The 16,259-nt window shown below is 64.1% G+C and carries 14 protein-coding genes; 11 read left to right on the forward strand and 3 right to left on the reverse strand.

Features of this window, described 5'->3' with window-relative positions; genetic code table 11:
* Nucleotides 1-116 precede the first annotated feature (116 nt).
* From NFW30_RS11855 to xth, 3 genes are all read right to left on the reverse strand, one after another.
* Nucleotides 117-314 (reverse strand): DUF2892 domain-containing protein, encoded by a 198-nt coding sequence (locus NFW30_RS11855; RefSeq protein ID WP_295355748.1) that lies wholly within the window; start codon nucleotides 312-314, stop codon nucleotides 117-119.
* Nucleotides 315-437: 123 nt separating this feature from the next.
* Nucleotides 438-1,112: a Crp/Fnr family transcriptional regulator gene (locus NFW30_RS11860; protein WP_295355653.1), complete on the reverse strand. Its 675-nt coding sequence runs from the start codon at nucleotides 1,110-1,112 to the stop codon at nucleotides 438-440.
* The gene (xth, locus tag NFW30_RS11865; RefSeq protein ID WP_295355651.1) at nucleotides 1,112-1,879 is read right to left on the reverse strand and encodes an exodeoxyribonuclease III; all 768 of its coding nucleotides are present in this window, start codon (nucleotides 1,877-1,879) and stop codon (nucleotides 1,112-1,114) included. The genes NFW30_RS11860 and xth overlap by 1 nt, the downstream gene beginning before the upstream one ends.
* Before the next feature lie 451 nt (nucleotides 1,880-2,330).
* Between xth and NFW30_RS11870 the strand changes: the two genes are divergently transcribed.
* From NFW30_RS11870 to NFW30_RS11920, 11 genes are all read left to right on the forward strand, one after another.
* Nucleotides 2,331-2,966, forward strand: a complete 636-nt coding sequence (locus tag NFW30_RS11870; protein ID WP_295355649.1) for an XrtA/PEP-CTERM system exopolysaccharide export protein — start codon at nucleotides 2,331-2,333, stop codon at nucleotides 2,964-2,966.
* Between the two features lie 106 nt (nucleotides 2,967-3,072).
* Nucleotides 3,073-4,632, forward strand: coding sequence for an XrtA system polysaccharide chain length determinant (locus NFW30_RS11875; protein ID WP_295355647.1), 1,560 nt, complete (start codon nucleotides 3,073-3,075; stop codon nucleotides 4,630-4,632).
* 9 nt (nucleotides 4,633-4,641) lie between these two features.
* On the forward strand, nucleotides 4,642-5,640 hold the full coding sequence (locus NFW30_RS11880; RefSeq protein ID WP_295355645.1) for an XrtA-associated tyrosine autokinase: 999 nt from the start codon (nucleotides 4,642-4,644) through the stop codon (nucleotides 5,638-5,640).
* A gap of 94 nt (nucleotides 5,641-5,734) precedes the next feature.
* Nucleotides 5,735-7,210 (forward strand): TIGR03016 family PEP-CTERM system-associated outer membrane protein, encoded by a 1,476-nt coding sequence (locus NFW30_RS11885; protein ID WP_295355643.1) that lies wholly within the window; start codon nucleotides 5,735-5,737, stop codon nucleotides 7,208-7,210.
* Nucleotides 7,211-7,219: 9 nt separating this feature from the next.
* On the forward strand, nucleotides 7,220-8,314 hold the full coding sequence (locus NFW30_RS11890; protein ID WP_295355641.1) for an XrtA/PEP-CTERM system-associated ATPase: 1,095 nt from the start codon (nucleotides 7,220-7,222) through the stop codon (nucleotides 8,312-8,314).
* 12 nt (nucleotides 8,315-8,326) lie between these two features.
* On the forward strand, nucleotides 8,327-9,499 hold the full coding sequence (wecB, locus tag NFW30_RS11895) for a UDP-N-acetylglucosamine 2-epimerase (non-hydrolyzing) (RefSeq protein ID WP_295355639.1): 1,173 nt from the start codon (nucleotides 8,327-8,329) through the stop codon (nucleotides 9,497-9,499).
* Between the two features lie 17 nt (nucleotides 9,500-9,516).
* Entirely contained in the window at nucleotides 9,517-10,377 is an 861-nt protein-coding gene (locus tag NFW30_RS11900; protein ID WP_295355637.1) for an XrtA system polysaccharide deacetylase, read from the forward strand.
* Nucleotides 10,374-11,459: a FemAB family XrtA/PEP-CTERM system-associated protein gene (locus NFW30_RS11905; RefSeq protein WP_295355635.1), complete on the forward strand. Its 1,086-nt coding sequence runs from the start codon at nucleotides 10,374-10,376 to the stop codon at nucleotides 11,457-11,459. Before NFW30_RS11900 ends, NFW30_RS11905 begins: the two co-directional genes overlap by 4 nt.
* 80 nt (nucleotides 11,460-11,539) lie before the next feature.
* Nucleotides 11,540-13,093, forward strand: a complete 1,554-nt coding sequence (gene xrtA, locus NFW30_RS11910; RefSeq protein ID WP_295355633.1) for an exosortase A — start codon at nucleotides 11,540-11,542, stop codon at nucleotides 13,091-13,093.
* A gap of 287 nt (nucleotides 13,094-13,380) precedes the next feature.
* Entirely contained in the window at nucleotides 13,381-14,973 is a 1,593-nt protein-coding gene (locus NFW30_RS11915) for a polysaccharide deacetylase family protein (RefSeq protein WP_295355631.1), read from the forward strand.
* Nucleotides 14,973-16,187 (forward strand): TIGR03088 family PEP-CTERM/XrtA system glycosyltransferase, encoded by a 1,215-nt coding sequence (locus NFW30_RS11920; protein WP_295355629.1) that lies wholly within the window; start codon nucleotides 14,973-14,975, stop codon nucleotides 16,185-16,187. The genes NFW30_RS11915 and NFW30_RS11920 overlap by 1 nt, the downstream gene beginning before the upstream one ends.
* Nucleotides 16,188-16,259 lie beyond the last annotated feature (72 nt).

Here is a 16,259-nt window from a genome sequence, read left to right on the forward strand (position 1 = left end):
GACGGGGGTTCCCGGCGCCGCATGCTGCGCAAGCCGATGGGGGGGCGCCGCGTGCGGATTGGCGGCCCCCATCTTGTCAGGCGTTCCCGGTCGCTGCCGGGCAGCAGGGATCCTCTTCAGGAATTCCTCTTCACCGGGCATGTATTCATGCCGAGCAGCGTGTAGGCAGGGCAGACTCCGAAGATGCCGGTCAGCAGGGGCACGACACCGATCCAGCCCCAAGCGCCGATCATGCCCAGGGCGGCCATGGCGATGAGCGCAATTCCGACTGCGATACGCAGCACTTTGTCTATTCCACCGACGTTGGTTTTCATGATGAACTCCGTTTTGCGGTTGTTGATGATCGCCGCAGGATAGGCAGCGATCGCCGCGATGTATGTAACCGTGGTCACAGAGGGTACTGCGCGGCCTGGGCGACTCGGCAAAATGCCGCGGGTTCAGCGCCCAGCGTCGGCCAGTTGCCGGAGGCCCGCACGATCGACGACGACGATCTGCTCGCGCGCGAGCGACACGAAGCCGGCGGCAGCAAAGTTCTTGAGCAGGCGACTGACGATCTCGCGAACGCTTCCGAGCTCTTCGGCGAGGGCTTGGTGGGTGCAGTAGATGGCATCGCCGCGGGCAAGCAGCAGCTTGGCAAGTCTCTGGTCGAGACGGTGGAAAGCGACCTCCTCGACGAGTTGCATCAGCTCGGCGATGCGTTCGGCAAAGAGTCGGAAGACGAAGTCGCGAAAGGGGCGGCTGGTGGCGACCAGTTCCTCGAAAACGGCGATTGGCAGGAGGAGCAGAGAGACCGGCGTCTCGGCTATGCCGCGCGCGGAATAGGGGCTGCCGGCGAGCAGGCAGCTCGAGGTGATGACGCACGAATCGCCTGCCGGGACCCGGTAGAGCAGTATCTCGCGTCCGCCCGCCGAGATCTTCACGACCTTGATCGTGCCGTGGAGGATCAGCGGGAAGCCCTTGCACGTCTGTCCTTCCGCGAACACCTCACGGCTGGTCGGCAACTGCAGGGGGGTCGCCGCCTGGCACAATGCCGCCAGCTGGCTGGCCGGCAAGGTGCGCAGTGCCGGGTAGAGCAGCAGTAGCGCCTGTTGCTGATCCGCTCGCTTTTCCATCAATCCGTCAGCTCTGCGGTGACCGGTGCATGGTCCGAGGGACGTTCGAGCTTGCGCATCGCGCGTCCGATGCCTGCGGCGGTGCAGCGGGCTGCCAGTGGCGAGGAGAGGAGGATGTGGTCGATTCGCAATCCATGATTCTTCTGAAAGCCGAGCATGCGGTAGTCCCACCATGTGAAGCTCCGCTCGGCCTGCGCGAACAGGCGAAAGCTGTCGTGCATGCCGAGGTCCAGCAGGGCCCGATAGGAACGGCGCTCGGCTTCCGAGCAGAGGACTTGTCCGGCCCAGGCGATCGGATCGTGGACATCGCGGTCTTCGGGCGCAATGTTGAAGTCGCCGGCGACGATGAGCTGCGGATTGTCGCTCAGGAGTTCGCTGATCCAGCGCTGCAGGGCATCCAGCCAGGCAAGCTTGTACCGGTACTTGTCGCTGCCGACTGCCTGGCCATTCGGGACGTAGGCGCAGACGACACGGGTTCCCCTGACCGTCGCCGTCAGCAGGCGCATCTGCTCATCAGGCAGCAGGGGGTTGCCGACCACCACGTCCGTCGCGGGCTCCCGGGTCAGCAGGGCGACACCGTTATAGGTCTTCTGGCCGGCAAATGCGCAGCGATAGCCATGGGCTTCGAGGTCCAGCCTCGGGAAACTGCAGTCCTCAAGCTTCGTCTCCTGCAGACAGACGATGTCCGGGCGCCCGCTGTCGAGCCACGCCAAGAGCTGTGGCAGGCGGATCTTGAGCGAGTTCACGTTCCAGGTAGCGATCTTCATCGGCGGACGACGGGGTGGCGCGAAGGGTCCCTCAGGGCGACCCTGCGCTGTCCGGTCACCCTTCTGTTGAGCACTTATATGAGCATGTTAGCGTATCGTCTGTTGTTTTCGCCGTCATTGCTCAAGAAATGGTGCGCAGTGTGCGTTATTTCCCTTGTGCGAGGTGCTGCAGCCGGTATCCTTCGACCGTTGCCAAGCCCGTTCGGGTAGTGTCTGACTGGAAGGGCGCTCGTGGCATTGCGGTGCGTGGGAGCAGGCGTCCGGTGTGAGTGGCAAGCAGCGTGGGCTCGTAATCTTGCGGGCGTTTTTGTGCTCGCTCGAGCGCTGCGCCTTTCTTGCCGTCCGGGCCAATTCCACTATACTGTCGCGCGCTCCATGGGGGGCGCCGGCCCGGGCACGAGTCACTTGTGGTGAACCGTTTCCAAGCTGGGGATTTGAATAGGAGAAAACCATGCTCAAGCGCCTGAATGCCGTCATTGGCGTTATCCTTCGTTGGTTCGTGCCGGCCGTCACCGTAGCCTTGGCCGCCGGTTGCGCCTCGTCGTTCCCGCCGGCACCCGTCTCGGCAGCATCGTCCGACTATCGCTACATCATCGGTCCTGGCGACAACGTCAATATCGTCGTCTGGCGCAATCCGGAGCTTTCGATGTCGGTGCCCGTGCGTCCAGATGGACTCATTGCCGGTCCCTTGATCGAGGACATGCAGGCGATGGGCAAGACGCCGACCGCACTGGCACGCGACATGGAGAAAGCCCTCGGAACCTTCATCCGCGATCCGATCGTTACCGTCATCGTCACCGGTTTCGTCGGTACCCAGGCCGAACAGATCCGGGTCATCGGCGAGGCGGCCAAGCCGCAGTCGCTTCCCTACCGACAGAACATGACCCTGCTTGACGTGATGATCGCCGTTGGTGGGCTGACCGACTTCGCCGATGGCAATCGCGCGTCTGTCCTGCGGGTCAACCCCGAAGGACCGAGCCAGCAATATGGCGTTCGCCTGACCGACCTGATTCGACGGGGGGATGTCTCGGCGAACGTCGACATGAAACCGGGTGATGTGCTGATCATTCCGCAGAGCTGGTTCTGATCCACGGGTGGCAGGCCGTCCCGTTGCAATCCTGGTTCCATTTCGTGCCCTCGCGCCATGCGGTCTGGCGGGGGCCGCAACCGCTAACTGATAAAGTCTGAATCCGATGGATGAACTGCTTCGACAGGCTATCGCCGTCCTGCGCGGAATGTGGCAGCGCCGCTGGCTGGGAATCATCGTCGCCTGGATCGTGGGTCTCGCCAGCGTCGTGGCGGTGATTGCCATCCCCGACAAGTATGAGGCTTCGGCCCGTGTCTATGTCGACACGCAGTCGATCCTGAGACCGCTGATGTCGGGTCTGGTCACACAGCCCAACATCGACCAGCAGGTGAACATGCTGAGCCGCACCCTGATCACCCGCCCAAACGTCGAGAAGCTGATCAGAATGGCTGATCTCGATCTGAAGGTCCAGTCGCGGTCGGAACGCGAAAGTCTCATCGAAGGGCTGATGTCCGCGCTGAAGATCAACAACACCTCGCGGGACAACATCTATACGATCACTTATCGGGATACCAATCCGGAGAGCGCGAAGCGGGTTGTGCAGTCGCTGGTGTCGATCTTCGTCGAATCGAACTTGGGTGATGCGCGCAAGGACACGGAGTCGGCACGCAAGTTTCTCGACAAGGAGATCACGCAGTACGAGAAGAGGCTCGAGGAGGCGGAGGCGCGCCTGAAGGAGTTCAAGATCCGCAACATGGCAACCCAGAGCGCCGAGGGCAAGGACTACTTCGCGCGCTTGACTGCCGCCGGCGCTCTGCTCGAGCAGAGCAAGCTGCAGTTGCGCGAGGCCGAGCAGTCGCGCGACACGCTCAAGCGGCACATCGTCGGTGACGAGCCCTCGCTCATGCCGGATCCGGCGCAGGAGTCCATCGCCGGCATCTCGGTTCCTGAACTGGATGCGCGCATCGATGCCTTGCAAAGGAATCTCGATGGTTTGCTGCAGCGTTACACCGACCAGCATCCCGATGTCGTCAGTGCGCGCCGTCTGATCAAGGAACTGGAGGACCAGAAGCGGCAGGAGGTTGCTGCCCGTCGCAAGGCGGCAGCCACCAATCCGGCTGCGTCGCTGAGCGGCAATCCGGCGCAGCAGCAACTGAAGCTGACGCTTTCCGAGGCCGACGCGAATGTCGCCGCCTTGCGCACCCGCGTCGCCGAATATCAGGCTCGCTACGACCGTCTCTCCGAGTCAGCGAAGATGATGCCGCAGATCGAAGCCGAGTTTGCCCAGCTCAATCGCGACTACGAGATCAACAAGAAGAACTACGAACAGCTGGTGCAGCGGCGTGAGTCGGCCAGCATGGGAAGCGAGATGGAGAACGCCGCTGGCGTTGATTTCCGGCTGATCGATCCTCCGCGGGCCTCGCCGAAACCGGTGGCACCGAACCGGACCCTCTTCCTGCCGTTGACCCTGCTGCTCGCCTTGGGTGCCGGCATCGCTGCCACCTTTGCCACGAGTCAGTTGCGCCCGGTTTTCTTCGATGCGCGGTCGTTGCGCGAAACGAGCGGCCTGCCGTTGCTGGGGACCGTGACGCTGCTGGTCGACGACGCGCGCAAGCAGCGCGAGCGGAAGGACATGCTGCGCTTCGCGGCAGCTTGCCTGACGCTGGTCGGCGCCTATGGGGCCGGTCTGCTTGCGTTGTTTCTCATTTCCGTCCGTACTGCCTGAGGAAAACCGATGAGCCTCATTGAACAAGCGGCGAAACGTCTCGAGCAGCTGCGCAAGGCTGGGGTTTCCGTACATGGTCCGACATCGGACGATGATCAGGGGCCCACGGACGGGGGGGGCGAGACCCGCGTGCCGAGCGCCGCCGCATCATTGGAGCTTGGCCCGTCCGCTGCGTTGGCCAGTGTCGCAGCGGCAACCCGGGGTGCGGCCCCGGTCGCCACTGCAGCACCGCCACCGGCACCTGCGCCGGTGTCGCGGCGTGTCGAGATCGACCTGCAGGCGCTCGCGGCCCGCGGTCTGATGAGCCCCGATGCGCCACGCTCGCAACTGGCGGACCAGTTCCGCGTCATCAAGCGGCCGCTGATCGCCAACGCCATGGGCCGAGGAGTTGCTCCTTTGAAGCGTGGCAACCTGATCATGGTGACGAGCGCGCTGTCGGGTGAGGGCAAGAGCTTCACGGCGATCAATCTGGCGATCAGTATCGCCATGGAGCTCGACAATACGGTCATGCTGGTCGATGCCGATGTACCCAAGCCGTCGGTGTTGAAAATGCTGGGTGTTGAGCCGGCGCGCGGTCTGCTCGATGTGCTGACCGATCAATCGGTGGAACTCTCGCAGGTGCTGCTGCGTACCAACGTCGAGAAGCTGAGCATCCTGCCGAGCGGTATGCAGCACGCGCGCGCAACCGAACTGCTGGCCAGCGCGGCGATGGCGCAGATGCTTGACGAGATGGCCAGTCGCTATCCGGACCGGATCATCATTTTCGACTCGCCGCCGCTGTTGATGACCACGGAATCGCGGGTCCTGGCCAGCCACATGGGCCAGGTGGTGGTGGTGGTGAAGGCCGCAAGCACCGCCCGTAGCGATGTCAAGCATGCTCTGATGACGATCGATTCGTGCCCGGTGAAGCTGATGCTGCTCAATCAGGCGCGGAGCGTGTCGCAGGACGGATATGGCTACGGTTATGGCTATGGGTATGGCTATGGTTATGGTTCCGAAGGTGCTTGAGGTCGCGGCATGCCCTGGCGACGCTGCGAGGCTTGCTGCGCCGTCAATTTCCGCTTGCCTGCAGCCTGCGCGCCCGCCCCTGCCGGTGGCCTGCATGCTCGTCGTGCTGGCGCTGCCGGCGCACGCAGAGAACTGGACCATCACGCCGAACATCGCGATCGGCGGGACGCTGACCAACAACCTGTATCTGACATCGACGAACCGTACCAGCGATCTGGTGACCTCGATCACGCCGGGCATCTCGATCGACGGCCGGGGGGCACGCGCCAATCTTCGACTGGGCTACGGGATCACACAGAACATCTACGCGCGCGAGTCTTCGGAGAACAACCGGCAGCAGAGTCTCGTTGCTGCCGGGACGCTGGAGGCGGTCGAGGACTGGCTGTTCGTCGACGCCAGCTCGACGATCTCGCAGCAGTACCTTTCCGCTTTCGGTCCGGTCGCCCCCTCCAACGTCAACATCAACCGCAACCGCACCGAGACCTTCTATTACTCACTTTCGCCGTACATCCGGGGCCGTCTGCTCTCGTCTGCCGACTACCTGCTGCGCTACACGGTCAGCGGGACCAATCCGGACTCGTCGGCGGTGTCCAACACGACGACGAGTCAGTGGCTGGGGCGCATCAACGGCAATACGCGCTGGAGCGCGCTCAGCTGGTCGATCGACTACAGCAGCAACAGTGCCAACTACGATGTCGGCCGTGACCGTGAGGACACACGCTACGGCCTGACGCTGTCGTACCGTTTCAATCCTGAACTGCAGGTTTCGGCGATCTTCGGACGGGAGAGGACGAACCTCGTCAGCCTGCAGGAGGAGACAAACAATGACTCCGGCTTCGGTCTGCTGTGGACGCCAAGTCCGCGGACGAAGCTCGAGGGGCGAGTGACGCGGCGCTTCTTCGGCGACGGCTACAACGTTGCCTTCAGTCATCGCAGGCCGCTGTCGGCCATCTCCTACACGGCGAGCCGCGACGTCTCCTATCAGCCGGCCGGGGTCACGAACACCGGTCAGGGGAGCAACTTCGATGCTTTCTACGCGATCGTCGCGGCGAACAATCCCGGTCTTGCTCCGGATGCGATCAGGGCGCAGGTCAACCAGATTCTGCTCGGCAGGGGTGTCCCGGCCGACGGCTCGGTAGTCAACGGCTACCTGACCAACCGACCGAACCTGCAGACGTCGCAGCAGATTACCTATGCGCTCCTCGGCGTGCGCAACACGCTGACCTTCAACGCGAGCGAGAGCCAGCAGCAGCCCCTGGGTGTGATCAGCGGCTTGACCGACGACTACTCGCTAGCCAATGAAGTGACCCAGCGCGGCTATGGCGTGATCTGGGGCCATCAGCTCACCGGGTTGTCGTCCTTGTCACTGTCGCTCAATCAACAGCGCAGCTTGGCTAAAGCAAGCGGTGCCGTGGACACGAAGACCACGGGTGCCTATCTCCTGTTCTCCACCTCGATCGGCCCTCGGACCAGCGCCAACGTTGGCGCCCGCCACGTGATTTCCGACGGTGGCGTCAATGCGGACTATACCGAGAGCGCCCTGACTGCCTCGCTATCGCACAACTTCTGATCGATCTGCATGTACGAATCATTCTATGGCTTGAGCAGCAAGCCGTTCCAGCTCAACCCGGACCCTTCGTTCTATTTCGCCAGCAAGCAGCACCGACGTGCGATGGCCTATCTGGAGTATGGCCTCAATCAGAACGAAGGATTCATCGTCGTCACGGGTGAGGTGGGCGCTGGCAAGACGACGATCGTTCGTGGCCTGCTGAATGAGCTCGATTCCGAGAAGGTGGTCGCCGCACAGCTGGTGAGTACGCAGCTTGACGCCGAGGACACCTTGCGCATGGTGGCCGCCGCCTTTGGTGTCGGTGGCAGGAACTTGGGAAAATCGGAGACTCTGCTGGCCCTCGAGGCGTTTCTGGTCGATGTCACTCGCCAAGGCAAACGCTGCCTGCTGATCGTCGATGAGGCTCAGAACCTGACTGCGCGTGCGGTCGAGGAACTGCGCATGCTGTCGAATTTCCAGTTTGGTACCCAGGCCCTGCTGCAGAGCTTTCTGATTGGCCAGCCGGAGTTTCGCAGGATCATGCAGAGCCCGCAGATGCAGCAGCTGCGTCAACGCGTGATCGCCGCCTGCCATATCGGCCCCATGGACCAGGACGAGACGCAGGCCTACATCGAACATCGTCTGAAGTGTGCCGGCTCGACGGGATCGCCACGCTTCGATGCCGGCGCCTTTGAAGCCGTCTTCGAAGCCAGCGGTGGCGTTCCGCGGCGGATCAATGCCCACTGCGACCGCCTGTTGCTGGCCGGTTTCCTCACCGGCAAGAGCGGGTTTGTCCGTGGCGATGTGGAAGAGGTTGCGCGTGAACTGCGCGAGGAGACGCAGGCGGGTTCGACCGTGGTGGTGGCCGGCAGCGGTGACGCCGCGCAACCGGCGGCACATCCGCAGCTGACCGACAGCGGCATCCTCGACATCGACCTGTCGCGCGTTACCCTCGATCGCAACACTGCCGACGAGGCTGCACGCGTCATCGCCGATCTGAAGAGCGGCCAGTCGGAGCAGCGTCTGATTCGCATCGAGCGCAGCATGTTCCGCCTTGAGCGGAACAACGCGGCGATCTTGTCGCTGCTGCAGCAACTGGTCGATGCGGTCCGGGTCAAGCAATGAAAGGATATCGTCGTGGTCGATGAAACATGGCCTGCGGGTCTCGGACCGATAGTCTGCATCGTCGGTGCGCGGCCGAATTTCATGAAGATGGCACCGATTCTGCGCGCGTTCGCAGCCCATCGCCCGCAACTGCCTTCGTTGCTCGTCCACACCGGCCAGCATTACGATCGCGACATGAACGATCGGCTGTTCGACGATCTGCGGCTGCCGCGGCCTGATATCAATCTGGAAGTCGGCTCCGGCACGCATGCGGTGCAGACGGCTGAGGTGATGCGTCGCTTCGAGCCCGTGCTCGACGCACAGAGGCCGGCCTGCGTGCTCGTTGTCGGCGACGTCAACTCGACCCTCGCCTGTGCCCTCGTCTGCGCCAAGAAGGATGTGGCCGTGGTGCACGTCGAGGCCGGCCTGCGCAGCCACGATCGCCGCATGCCGGAAGAGATCAACCGGCTCCTGACCGACCAGATTGCCGACCGGCTCTACACGACCGAGCGTGGTGCGCACCTGAATCTCCAACGCGAAGGGGTGGCGGCAGAGCGCGTGTGCTTCGTCGGCAACGTCATGATCGACTCCCTGCTGGCCAATAGCCAGTTCGCACCGCCCGCCACGAAGACGCTGCAGCTCGCAGGTGTGGACGCGCGGATTGTCGATGGTGCTCCCGGCTACGCCGTCGTGACGCTGCATCGACCGTCGAACGTCGATCGGCTGGAGTCGCTGCGACCGCTGCTGCACGTCTTGCGCGAGGTTTCGGAGCGGCTGCCGCTGATTTTCGCCATGCACCCGCGAACGCGCGCCAACATGGAGCGTTTTGGTCTGCAGGATGTGCTGCGCAGCCCGCGCATCGTCATCCTGCCCCCACAAGGGTATCTGGAGATGCTGGGTCTGCTCAAGGGGGCGACGCTCGTGCTCTCGGATTCCGGCGGCCTGCAGGAGGAAAGCACGGCCCTTGGCGTGCCCTGCCTGACGGTGCGAGAGAACACCGAGCGACCGATCACCGTCGAAGAGGGAACCAATACGCTGGTGGGCAGCGATCCTGACGCGATTCGCTCCGGCGTCGACGAGATCCTGGGCGGATCCGGCAAGAGCGGTCGGGTCCCGGAGTTCTGGGATGGCCGGGCGGCCGAAAGGATCGCTGCCGACCTCGCCGCGTGGCTGCTGGCACGGCACCAGCCGCAGGCCTCGCTCTAGGCGGCGGGGAGCGGGAGATGGCGGTCCGGCCGATCACCAACGCCCTGACGATCGACGTCGAGGATTACTTCCAGGTGTCCGCCCTGGCCCCGTACATCCCGCGGCACGAGTGGCCGCAGCGCCCCTGCCGGGTGGAACGGAACGTCGAGCGGATTCTGCTGATGCTCGACGAGAGCCGGGTCCGGGCGACCTTCTTCACGCTCGGCTGGATTGCCGAGCGCTACCCGCAACTGGTGAAGCGGATCGCTGCTGCCGGGCATGAAGTCGCCAGCCACGGCTTCGGTCACGAGCGCGCCAGTGATCTCAGCCGGGCCGCGTTTGCCGCCGACATCCGGCGTGCCAAGGCGCTTCTCGAGGATGTTTCGGGCCAGCGGATCCGGGGCTACCGGGCGCCTAGCTTTTCGATCGGGGCGGACAACCTGTGGGCATTCGAGTGCCTGGCCGAGGCAGGCCACCAGTACAGTTCAAGCATCTATCCGATCCGCCACGATCACTACGGAATGCCGGATGCGCCGCGTTTCGCGCATCGCGTGCAGCACGGCCTGCTCGAGCTGCCGGTGACGACCGCCCGCTTCCTCGATCGCAACTGGCCGGCCAGTGGCGGTGGCTACTTCCGGCTGCTGCCCTATGCTCTGTCGCGCTGGCTGTTGCGGCAGGTGAACCAGCGCGATGGGCAGCCGGCGATCTTCTACTTCCATCCGTGGGAGATCGACGCCGCGCAACCGCGCATTCCGGGACTCAGCTTCAAGACGCGTTTTCGCCACTACGTGAACCTGCAGCATACCGAAGGTCGGTTACGACGACTGCTGGCGGACTTTCGCTGGGGTCGCATGGACGAGGTCTTCCTCGGCGCCGGCATTGGCGGAGCGACTGCATGAAGATGGGCAGCGACGAAGTCTCGGGGGTTGCCGCGGCGACGGCTCCACTCGTGGTCAGGCGCCTGCAGGTGGGCGATGTGGCCGCGGTCGCGCGTTGGGAAGCGTTCGTCGCAGAGTGTCCACAAGCGACCTTCTTTCATCGTGCTGGTTGGCAGCGAGTCATTGCCGACGTCTTCCGCCATCCGACGTACTTTCTCTATGCCGAACGGGCAGGGCGTGTCGAGGCGGTCCTGCCGCTGGCCCACGTGAAGAGCATGCTTTTCGGCAACGCCTTGGTGTCGCTGCCCTTCGCCGTGTACGGGGGGGTCGCTGCCGACAGCCAGGATGCTGCCCGGATGCTCGAAGAGGAGGCACAAGCGCTGGCGCGGCGCCTCGGTGTCGATCACCTGGAACTGCGAAACGTGCGGCAGCGTCATCCGGAATGGCCGCAGCAGAACCTCTACGTCAGGTTTCGGCGAACCATCGCCCCGGAACCGGAGGCCAACATGCTGGCGATTCCACGCAAGCAGCGGGCGATGGTCCGCAAGGGAATGAAGAGCGGTCTGCGCAGCGAAATCGATGCCGACAGCCGGCGCTTCTTTGCGCTCTACGCGGACAACGTCCATCGCCATGGCACTCCTGCCTTGCCCCGGCGCTACTTCGATCAGTTGCTGCAGGTCTTCGCCGGCAGCTGCGACATCATGACGGTGGTCGATGCAGCCGGACGCCCGGTGAGCAGTGTCCTCAGCTTCTACTTCCGTGACGAGGTTCTGCCCTATTACGCGGGCGACGAGCCGTCGGCACGTCATCTGGCAGCCAACGACTTCAAGTACTGGGAGTTGTTGCGTCGTGCCTGTGAGCGTGGCCTGAAGGTTTTTGACTACGGCAGGAGCAAGCGGGATACCGGCTCGTACTCCTTCAAGAAGAACTGGGGGTTCGAGCCCGAGCCGCTGTTCTACGAGTACTGCCTTTATCGTCGCGAGGCGGTGCCGCAGAACAACCCGTCGAACACCAAGTACCGCCTGCTGATCAACACTTGGCAGCAGCTGCCCATTGGTCTGGCCAACTGGCTCGGGCCGTTCATCGTTCGCAATCTCGGTTGAGCGACCCCGGGCACGGTCTCATGCTGCCACAGGTCGAAGCCAGTCGTTTCATGCCCATCCATGCCTGTTGAGAGTCCCAAATGATTGCCCGCGAAACAACTCCTGCTGTTGCCGCAACCGACCCCGGATGGAGGTTGGCAGGGCCTGCCCTGGCTTTGGTCCTCTTGAGCGTTCTGCTGCTCTTTCGCGAGACGGTGCTGGACATGGCGAGCATCTGGTGGCGCTCCGACACCTATGCGCACGGGATGGTCGTGCCGCCGATCGCGCTGTGGCTGGTCTGGCGTCTCCGGGCGGGGCTCACCGCGCTGACCCCACGTCCGAGCTACCTCGCCGTCTTGCTGCTGGCAGCTGCCGGTCTTGGCTGGTTGCTGGGGCAGGTGGCCGCGGTCAACGCCCTCACGCAGTTTGCCCTTGTCGCCATGCTGATCCTGGCAGTGCCGGCGGTGGTCGGCTGGCAGGTTGCGCGCTGGCTTGCGTTTCCGCTGCTGTTCCTGTTCTTCGCCGTTCCCTTCGGTGATTTCACCCAACCAAAGCTGATGGAGTGGACGGCAGATGCGACGGTTGCCGGTCTGCGGCTCAGCGGCATCCCGGTCTACCGCGAGGGACAGCATCTGGTGATTCCGAGCGGCAACTGGGCAGTGGTCGAGGCATGCAGTGGCGTGCGCTACCTCATCGCCTCGATCACGGTCGGCACGCTGTACGCCTATCTCACCTATCGATCGCTCTGGCGACGGCTGCTATTCGTCCTCGTATCGATCATCGTGCCGGTTCTTGCCAACTGGGGACGGGCCTACATGATCGTCATGCTGGGCCACCTTTCCGGCAACAAGCTGGCAGTCGGCGTCGACCACCTGATCTATGGCTGGTTGTTCTTCGGCATCGTCATTCTCGCGATGTTCTGGATTGGCGCGCGCTGGCGTCAGGATGAGGTACTGCCGCAGGCGTCGGTCGACGTACCGGCGCCGGGTTCGCGTGCGTCACTGGCTGCGCTGCTGACGGCAGGAGTGGCAACCGTCCTGGTGGCGGGACTGTGGCCCCTGGCACTGTGGCAACTCGACCACGCCACAGGTCGCGAACTGAGGAGCCTGGCGCCACTCGCCGCTATCGCCGGTTGGCAGAGGAGCGACGCAGTCAGCCCGTATGACTGGCAGCCGCGGTTTGCCGGCGCCGACGCGCGCGAGCGGGCCGTGTTCGCGCGCGATGGCCGCCGCGTCGGCCTCTTCGTGGCTTACTATCGCAATCAGGACCAGCAGCGCAAGCTCGTCAGCTCGACCAATGTCTTGGTGGCCAGCGACGATCCTGTATGGGCAAGGGTTGCGGGCGGCGTCAAGGAGATTTCCTTCGACGGGCAGCCAGTCCGGGTCCGTACCGCCGAACTGCGTGGCCTCGAGAGCTCGCGCCTGGTGGTGTGGCAATGGTACTGGATCAATGGCCGCTGGACTTCCAGTGACGCCATCGCCAAAGCCTACACGGCTCTGTCGCGCCTCACTGGCCAAGGGGACGACTCCGCGGTGGTCATCCTGTTTGCGCAGCAGGACCGACCTGGGGCAGGCGATGCGACGCTGGGCGATTTCGCGGCCGTTGCCGGAGGGGAGATCGGGAACGCTTTGCGGCAGACGGCGAGCGGGCGCTGAACACCTGCAGTTGGCTGCCGTCCGGCTGTTGTCGATCGTGAACAACGACACGGCAGCCGGCGGCGCTCCGACGGATCATTTGCACACTTGCAGGCAGCAACGAACGGCACAGCCGGCTGCCAGCCCGTAGGGGATGAGAGCCTGGCCGGGCGTCGCACGCTCGGACAGACGAGACGATGGTGTTGCCTGCCGGCAGAGAGTGCCAGGCGGCTTGCTGCGGCATGGGGTGCGCCTCGGGTTCCTGGGCAACCGCTGTGGCGACATCACTGGGGATATCGACAGGGGCAATGGACAATCCGCAGAAACGCTTGGTCGTTTATACCGGGAACCTCGCTTACTCGGTGCGCAAGGGTATCGTCGAGATCGATCGTTCCCTTGCGGGTCTGTCCTGGCTGGTCCTCGTTCACTCCCCGGCGAAGAGCGTCCGCCAGATCTGGCGCAGCCAGTGGCGCAACCTGCGACGCAACGGCTGGCGCTGGCTGCCGCATCAGCTGGCAGACATCTGGCAGCGGCTCCGACCCGCCGGCAACCCCGTCGTACCGCCGGCTCCCGGACATGATTTCTCGGCCTCGGCTTTGGCCGCGCGACCGAACGTCCGCGTGTTGCACGTGGCCGACATCCACGGCAGCGAAGCGCTGGCCGTCGTCAGGGATTTCGCGCCACATGTCGGGTTGTCACTCGCTGCCCCAATTCTGCGGCGAGCGCTCTTTGCCCTCCCGACGGCGGGTACCATCAACCTGCACAAGGGGAAGGTCCCGGACTATCGCGGCATGCCGCCAGCTTTCTGGGAACTGTGGAACGATGAAGACGCTGTGGGTTGTACCGTCCATTGGGTCGACGACCAGCTCGACACCGGTGAGGTGGCGGCCGAGGCGGTGGTCGAACGGGAGAAGCACTCGAGCCTGCGTGGGCTGCAGTTGCGCCTCGATGAGGTCGGTGTCGAGCTGATGCGCGATGTCGTCGGCGAAATCGTTGCCGGACGTCGCCCTGCAACGCCCCAGCCTGCAGGGGGCAGAACCTACCGCAAGCCGACACTGGCGCAGGTGGCGGCACTGCGACGCAAGCTGGGCGCGAGGGATGCCGTCCGGGAGTCGCTTGCTGGACGCCTGGCCAAAGCCGCTCTCAGTGTGGCCGCTTTCCGAAGCTGGCAGTTCGGCGCGTACACGCTTCTGCCGCCAAGGATCACCGTTCTCCTCTACCACCGGGTGACGGACTCCGTACGTGACAACCTCAGTGTCGGGATCGAGCAGTTCGAGCGGCAGATGTCGTTGCTGCGACAGCATTGCTGCGTAGTTTCCCTCGCTGAAGTACTGGCGTGCCGGACGGTTCCGCGATCTTCCAGGCCACTGGTCTGCGTGACCTTCGACGACGGCTACCTCGACAACTATGTCAACGCGGTGCCCAGCCTGCTGCGACATCAGGTTCCGGCAGCCTTCTTCGTTGCCACCGGAATCGTCAACAGCGATCAACGCTTCGTACACGACATCCGGCGTGGCAATCCGCCGCTTCCCGTGATGCGATGGGAGCATCTGCGGCAGATGCACGCGGCCGGATTCACGATCGGTTCGCACACCGTCAGCCACATCGACTGCGCCAGCGAGCCGGCAGAAGTGGTCTGGGACGAGCTGTGCCGTTCGTTGTCCGACCTGCGTCGCGAACTGCCCGTGCAGGACTGCGTCTTTGCCTATCCCTATGGTGGCCGGCAGCACATGACCGCGGAGCGTCTTGACCTGGTGCGGCAGGCAGGTTACGTGGGTTGCCTTTCAGCCTATGGTGGCAGCAACCTGAGGTGCGTCGACGCGTTCAACGTGGTCCGCCGAGGGATCAACTGGGAGTTTTCCGACCGCGCCTTCCTCTTGCAGTGCGTCGGGTTGACCTGATGTCCGAGACACGGCCCCTGATCCTGCATGTGATCCACCACCTCGTCACTGGTGGCATGGAGAACGGTCTCGTCAACCTCATCAACTATCTTCCGGAGAACCGGTTTCGCCACGCGGTGGCGTGCGTCGAGGATTTTTCCGACTTTCGCTTCCGCCTGACGCGATCCGACACGCCGGTGATTGCTCTGCATCGTTCCCGCGTCGGCGTCTGGCGGCTCCGGCGCGAGCTGTTCCATTTGTGTCGCCGATTGCAGCCGACGATCGTGCATTCGCGCAACCAGTCCGGGCTCGACGCACTGTTGCCGGCCAGGCTCGCAGGCGTGCCGCATTGCATTCATGGCGAGCACGGCTGGGATGTCGACGATCTTGCCGGGCGGCGGGTCAAGCCGGCGCTGCTGCGCCGCGTGCACGCGCCGCTGGTCGACCGCTACATCACGGTGTCGGCCGAACTGCGCAGTTATCTCGTCGAGCGGGTCGGGATTTCGGCGCGCCGGGTCACGCAGATCATCAACGGTGTCGATACCGAGCGCTATGCCCCGACCACCCATGCCGATCGCTGGCGGCCGCTACCGGAGGGCTTCGCCGTTCCGGGCAGCGTCCTGATCGGAACGGTGGGACGGCTGCAGGCTGTCAAGGACCAGGCAACGCTGCTTCGCGCCTTCGCCCGCGTGGTCGCCGACGGGGATGTGGCCGCCACGCGTGCGCGGTTGGTGGTCGTCGGAGATGGACCGCTGCGCGAATCACTGCGCGGCCTGGCCGCTGAACTCGGCGTTTCATCTCTGACCTGGTTTCCCGGCGCGGTCGGCAACGTTCGCGAACTGCTGCAGGCTTTTGACCTCTTCGTCCTGCCATCGCTCGCCGAGGGGGTTTCGAACACGCTTCTGGAGGCAATGGCGACGGGTCTGCCCTTGCTGGCGACGGCCACGGGCGGCAACGTCGAGCTGGTCGCCGATGAGGTCAGCGGGCACCTTTTCCAGCCGCGGGACGTCGCCGGACTGAGCGACCTGCTGCGACGGTATCTTGCCGATACGACCCTGCGCCACCGACACGGGAGTGCGGCGCGGCAAATCGCCGTTGCCCGCTTCAGTCTGGCAACGATGCTGGCGAACTACCAGTCGGTCTACGAGGAGTTCTGTGCTCGCCATTGGCAGGCTTGCACACCGCTGGCCGGCCGCCGGTCGCGCTGCGGTGCCGGGCGGGCCGAGGGCGGTTGAGGCGCCCCTGTCGTTGCTGCATCGGCTTGCGGGCGATCGCTTGTTTTCTTACCACGAAAAGACAGATATTCG

The sequence above is a fragment of the Accumulibacter sp. genome (genome assembly GCF_023806635.1).
Taxonomy (GTDB): domain Bacteria; phylum Pseudomonadota; class Gammaproteobacteria; order Burkholderiales; family Rhodocyclaceae; genus Accumulibacter.

Excerpts from the sequence above, each read along its gene's own strand:
- NFW30_RS11855 (WP_295355748.1), bottom strand. The coding sequence starts at position 314 with ATGAAAACCAACGTCGGTGGAATAGACAAAGTGCTGCGTATCGCAGTC.
- NFW30_RS11860 (WP_295355653.1), bottom strand. The coding sequence starts at position 1,112 with ATGGAAAAGCGAGCGGATCAGCAACAGGCGCTACTGCTGCTCTACCCG.
- xth (WP_295355651.1), bottom strand. The coding sequence starts at position 1,879 with ATGAAGATCGCTACCTGGAACGTGAACTCGCTCAAGATCCGCCTGCCA.
- NFW30_RS11870 (WP_295355649.1), top strand. The coding sequence starts at position 2,331 with ATGCTCAAGCGCCTGAATGCCGTCATTGGCGTTATCCTTCGTTGGTTC.
- NFW30_RS11875 (WP_295355647.1), top strand. The coding sequence starts at position 3,073 with ATGGATGAACTGCTTCGACAGGCTATCGCCGTCCTGCGCGGAATGTGG.
- NFW30_RS11880 (WP_295355645.1), top strand. The coding sequence starts at position 4,642 with ATGAGCCTCATTGAACAAGCGGCGAAACGTCTCGAGCAGCTGCGCAAG.
- NFW30_RS11885 (WP_295355643.1), top strand. The coding sequence starts at position 5,735 with ATGCTCGTCGTGCTGGCGCTGCCGGCGCACGCAGAGAACTGGACCATC.
- NFW30_RS11890 (WP_295355641.1), top strand. The coding sequence starts at position 7,220 with ATGTACGAATCATTCTATGGCTTGAGCAGCAAGCCGTTCCAGCTCAAC.
- NFW30_RS11900 (WP_295355637.1), top strand. The coding sequence starts at position 9,517 with ATGGCGGTCCGGCCGATCACCAACGCCCTGACGATCGACGTCGAGGAT.
- NFW30_RS11905 (WP_295355635.1), top strand. The coding sequence starts at position 10,374 with ATGAAGATGGGCAGCGACGAAGTCTCGGGGGTTGCCGCGGCGACGGCT.
- xrtA (WP_295355633.1), top strand. The coding sequence starts at position 11,540 with ATGATTGCCCGCGAAACAACTCCTGCTGTTGCCGCAACCGACCCCGGA.
- NFW30_RS11915 (WP_295355631.1), top strand. The coding sequence starts at position 13,381 with ATGGACAATCCGCAGAAACGCTTGGTCGTTTATACCGGGAACCTCGCT.
- NFW30_RS11920 (WP_295355629.1), top strand. The coding sequence starts at position 14,973 with ATGTCCGAGACACGGCCCCTGATCCTGCATGTGATCCACCACCTCGTC.